This window comes from Streptomyces niphimycinicus (assembly GCF_018883605.1).
Taxonomy (GTDB): domain Bacteria; phylum Actinomycetota; class Actinomycetes; order Streptomycetales; family Streptomycetaceae; genus Streptomyces; species Streptomyces niphimycinicus.
The window spans coordinates 1-4693 of the sequence record NZ_JAHLEM010000406.1; the positions used below are offsets into that span (position 1 = coordinate 1).

At 70.3% G+C, this 4693-nt stretch carries 6 protein-coding genes and 1 pseudogene; 5 read left to right on the top strand and 2 right to left on the bottom strand.

The annotated features are described in order from the left end of the window. The first annotated feature begins 163 nt into the window (after positions 1-163). Positions 164-757: a lytic polysaccharide monooxygenase auxiliary activity family 9 protein gene (locus tag KN815_RS30725; protein WP_216345137.1), complete on the top strand. Its 594-nt coding sequence runs from the start codon at positions 164-166 to the stop codon at positions 755-757. A 73-nt stretch (positions 758-830) separates the two neighbouring features. On the opposite strand, the gene KN815_RS30730 is transcribed toward KN815_RS30725, so the two are convergent. Then, positions 831-1040, bottom strand: a complete 210-nt coding sequence (locus KN815_RS30730) for a DUF397 domain-containing protein (RefSeq protein ID WP_216345138.1) — start codon at positions 1038-1040, stop codon at positions 831-833. Positions 1041-1057: 17 nt separating this feature from the next. After that, positions 1058-1942, bottom strand: a complete 885-nt coding sequence (locus tag KN815_RS30735; protein ID WP_216345139.1) for a DUF5753 domain-containing protein — start codon at positions 1940-1942, stop codon at positions 1058-1060. 154 nt (positions 1943-2096) lie between these two features. Between KN815_RS30735 and KN815_RS30740 the strand changes: the two genes are divergently transcribed. The 4 genes and pseudogenes from KN815_RS30740 to KN815_RS30755 all read left to right on the top strand — a co-directional run. Then, positions 2097-2498 carry an ATP-binding protein gene (locus tag KN815_RS30740; protein ID WP_216345140.1) on the top strand — a complete coding sequence of 134 codons (402 nt, stop codon included), beginning with the start codon at positions 2097-2099 and terminating at the stop codon, positions 2496-2498. A gap of 49 nt (positions 2499-2547) precedes the next feature. Next, entirely contained in the window at positions 2548-2937 is a 390-nt protein-coding gene (locus KN815_RS30745; RefSeq protein ID WP_216345141.1) for a hypothetical protein, read from the top strand. Between the two features lie 408 nt (positions 2938-3345). Further along, a complete protein-coding gene (locus KN815_RS30750) occupies positions 3346-4149 on the top strand; it encodes a helix-turn-helix transcriptional regulator (protein ID WP_308403685.1) in 804 nt (267 codons plus the stop codon). 53 nt (positions 4150-4202) lie between these two features. After that, a pseudogene (locus KN815_RS30755) lies at positions 4203-4693 on the top strand (DNA-binding response regulator); the annotation flags it as partial.

Here is a 4693-nt window from a genome sequence, read left to right on the forward strand (position 1 = left end):
GGAAATTCTACCCGACCCCGGACGGTGGTCGGGACGTCGTGAGGCCCGACGCGGCCTTGCGGCATTGGTATGGACATGACTATTGGCCCTGGATACTCTCAACTTGGTCTAGACCGCCGTGCACGGCTCATCGAAGCACTCCCCACGTCTTCAGGAGCGAAGCATGCGCAAGAAGATCAGCGCCGCCGTCATCGGCATCGGTCTCGCGGCGATTTCCGTCCTCGCGACCGGCGGCAGCGCCTCCAGCCACGGCTACACCGACTCACCCATCAGCCGCCAGAAGCTGTGCGCCAACGGCACGGTGACCGGCTGCGGTGACATCCAGTACGAGCCCCAGAGCGTCGAGGGCCCGAAGGGCTTCCCGTCCGGCGGTCCCGCGGACGGCACCATCTGCGCGGGTGGCAACAGCCGGTTCTCCCAGCTCGACGACCCGCGGGGCGGCAACTGGCCCGCGACCAGGATGACCTCCGGCCAGAGCTACACCTTCAACTGGCGGTTCACGGCCTCCCACGCGACCACGGACTTCAAGTACTACATCACCAAGAACGGCTGGAACCCCAGCCAGAAGCTCACCCGTGCGAGCCTGGAGTCCCAGCCCTTCCTGACCGTTCCGTACAACGGCCAGCGTCCGCCGTCCACGCTCTCCCACTCGGGCACCATCCCGAGCGGTAAGAGCGGCAGACATGTGATTCTCGCCGTGTGGACCATCGCGGACACCTCGAACGCCTTCTACGCCTGCTCGGACGTCCAGTTCTGATCGTTGTCCGGTCGATCCGGTAGTGCGGGTGGGTGCGGTGCCGTCCCGGGACGGCACCGCACCGACGTGACGATCAGGCGTCGAACGCGCCCGCCTTCGCGCTGCGGACGAAGGCGGCCAGAACCGGTGGCTCGGTGGTCAGTACGGTGCCGGGGGCGTCGCTCTCGCGCAGTTGGACATGGCCGCCGGTGACGGCGACCTCGACGCACTGGCCCTCGCCCGCGGAGTACGAGGACTTGCGCCAGTGGGGGCGGTGGTGCGTGGCCGCTTCAGAGGTGTTCATATGTGGGGCCCTCTTTCTCATACCAGACCAGCGATGAGGGCCTTCGTGTCATCCGTGGACAGTGCGCAGTCCACGATATGGCCGAAGGCGTCGGCGAAGACATTGACGTCGTCGACTCCTTCGACGTACGAGGGGCCGCGCAGGTTCTCCTGCGTGACCACATCCGGCATCGGACCCGGGAAGGCCACAAGTGTGAACGCGCCCGCGTCCCCCGGGTTGGGCGCCGCGTCGATCGGCATCACCTGGAGCGTGACGGTGGGCCACTGGGCCACCTCCAGCAGCCGCCGCAGTTGAGCGGTCATGATGCCGGGCCGGCCGGGGAACCGGCGGCACAGCGCCGCCTCATGGATGACGGCCCACAGCCGCAGCGGATGGCAGGAGCGGGTGAGGACGGCCTGGCGGGCCAGCCGCACCTCGGCGAGGGCCTTGACCTCGGCGGCCGTGCGGGCCACGGCGCTGGCCGCGATGGTCTCGCGGGCGTAGTCGGCCGTCTGGAGCAGCCCGGGGACGACCAGCGGGGCGTAGTCGCGGACGCTCTCCGCGTCGCTCTCCAGCGAGATGTAGTCGGCGTAGGCGGGGGCGACGACGCCACGGTAGGTCTGCCACCAGCCGCGCTTGCCCGCGTCCTTGGCCAGTCCCTCCAGGGCGACACGGGTGGTGGGGTCGGTGACGGAATAGGCCCTCAGCAGCGTTTCGACCTCGGCGGCGCGGATCGTGGCGTTGGCGTTCTCGATCCGGGAGAGCTTCGGCGCGGTCCAGCGGCGGGCGTCGGCCGATCCGTTCGCGGCCGCGTTGAGCGCCGCTGCCGCCGCGTCCAGTGTCATCCCCGCTTCGGTGCGCAGCTTTCGCAGCGTGGAGCCCAGGCGCCTGCGCCGAACGGTGGGCACTGGCTGGTAGGACATGTCTACAGTCTGTCGTATTGCCAACTACGCCTACCAGCCGGGCATATGCCAGTCTTGTGCGACTGAGTCGAAACATTGCGAGTGGGACGTTCCATAGGCCAGGATCGATAGGGGACACGGCAGCGCGCCGTGGTGTGGAGGGGCCCCGGATCATATGGCTGAGAACATCTCGCAGCGATACGAACTGCGTCTTCGCGCCCATCCGCGGATGCTTGCCGACATTCGCCGTGCCGTCGGTGCGCGCCTGCGGCTGTGGGAGTGTGAGGAGTTGATCAGCGCGGCGGGGATGTGCGTCACCGAGCTGCTGTCCAACGTCCATAAGCACGCGGCCTCTCCCGAATGCGTCCTCACCCTGGAGCGGCTTCCGCACGGGATCCGCGCGGCGGTCAGCGACTTCGAGGCGGCGCTGCCGGTGGTCAAGGAGCCGGACTTCCTCTCCGAGAGCGGCCGGGGGATGTTCCTGCTCAGCAAGACCGCCCATGAATGGGGCACGGATCTCACCCCGGCGGGCAAGACGGTCTGGTTCACCCTGCGCGCGGAATCGGTGGAACCGTGACCGGCGGCGCCGGTAGCGTGGAGCCGCGCATGAGGACAGGGGGTGGGCCATGGACCCGGTGACGGCGGGAGCGCTGGTCACGGCGGTGAACGCGGCGGCGTCGGGTGCCGGGGGCGAGGCCGGGCGGCGGGCCCTGGAATCCTTCGGCGCGCTGGTCCGCAGGGTGCTGCGGCGCGGCGAGGGCGAGCCGGCCGGGGAGCCGGAGCCGGTCGCGATTCCGTACGACGACGGCGAGCGGCTGCGTCAGTTGGCCGATCTGCTGGTCGAACGGGCCCGGCAGGACCCGGAGTTCGGCCGCGATCTGGCCTCCTGGATGCGGGAGCACGGCGAGGCGGCCGGGGAGGCCGGGGCCGTGCACAACTCCATCGCGGGCGACGCCCGCATCACCGGCCCGGTCGTTCAGGGACGGGACTTCAACGGGCCGATCAGCTTCGGCTGATACCTGCGGCGGCCCCCTGGCGAGGGGAGACGGGGGAGGGGACGTCCGGTGCCGAGCTGGCAGCAACCGGACACCGGCCCCCACTCCTTGTCGTCGAACGGAGCCGAATCGCTGCGGTCCGTAGTCCCGTCGCGTCCGGAACCCCGACTCGCCGGTAACTTGTGGACACGCGCCCCCGGCGCATCGGCGGCGCCACCGCACGACGCGGGCCGCCGCACCCGATTTTGTCAACTCTTTACCTTACGCCCCGCGTTGACGTGGTCGCTGTGCGCGAATTAGTGTCGTCATGGATTTCGCACAATGCAGCCTCCGCAATTCGGGGCGGCGGAATTGACGAGAATCAGGCCGGTATTCGCATAACCAGGTCACTGTCGCCCGGCAGGGGAAGTCATGGTTGGTCTTGTGGGGGTGTCCGAGCCTTCGCCGCTGAGCACGGAGACTCCCTCGTCAGGCGCCGTCGACTATGTCGAGCACGCGCTGCTGGCCGCCCGTGATCTGATCGAGTCGACGGTCATCCGGCACCGGAGGGAGCTGGCCCAGGACTCCTGGGCGGGGACGGCTCTGGGGAAGGTGCCGCTCGCCGAGGTGGTCGACACCCTGGTCGACTGCGCCGAGCGGACCGTCAGCGTGGTGCTGTCGGGCAACCAGGAGCAGACGCGGGCCGTCTGCGCCGCGCTCGCCCGCCCGGCCAGGGGAAGCCGGCGCGCCGTCGTCGTACGGCTGTTGTGCGAGGAGCCGGTGCTGGCCTCGAGCGCGGTACGGGCGCTGGCGCGCACCGATCCGCGGTGCGAGATCCGGATCTGCGACGGCGGGCTGCCGCTACTGCCCGAGGCGCTGCTCATCGACGGCCAGGTGGTCTACCTCAGAAGGGGACCGTCGGAGCCGGGGCGGGGCCAGGGCCAGGCATCGCTTGTCGAGGACGCCGCCACGGTACGGGCCCTGGAGATGATGTTCGCCGGGACCTGGGGAAACGCCGTCGCGCTCGCGGACCATCCGCGGCTCGGCGGACGGTTGTGCCCGGAGTCCGTACGGCGGATCCTGGAGTGTCTGCGAACCGGCCACACCGATGAGGTGGCGGCGCGCACGATGCAGGTCTCGTTGCGCACCTACCGCCGGTACGTCGCGGAGATCATGCGGGAGCTGGGGGCCAACTCCCGCTTCCAGGCGGGGGTACGGGCGGTGGAAATGGGGCTGCTGCCCGGCCGTCACTGACGGCGCTCGAGACCTTGACCACGTCACGGGGCGGGAAGTACGGGAATGTCGACATGAGGGACCGCGGACGCGATCCTGGACCGGAGGCCGCGCTCGCGGGGGACATGCTGGAGGGGACGCTACGGGAGGTACGTGACCTCATCGAGTCCACCGTGATCCAGCACCGCGCCCGGCGGAGCCGGGACGCGCGGTTCACCGAGGTGGGGGTGGAGGACGCCGCGTTCCTCGCCGCCGCCGAGGAGGTGATCGGCCAGGCGGGGCGGAGCGTGGACGCCGTCTTCCCCGAGTGCTCGGCCCGGATGGCGCCGGTGCAGGCCGCCCTCGGCGCGCTGGTGGAGGACCTCGGCGAGCCGATCGGGGTGCGGGTGCTGCGCGGCAGATCCGCTCCCGGTTCCGGAACCACCAACTCCGGAACCGTCAACTCCGGGCCCGCCGGTTCCGGGTCGGCCGGTTCCGGGTCGGCCGGTTCCGGAACCGGCCCCGGGGCCGCCGTAGCGGCGTCGCCCGGGCCCATGCCGCGGCCCATCCCCGGGCCCGCGCCGCC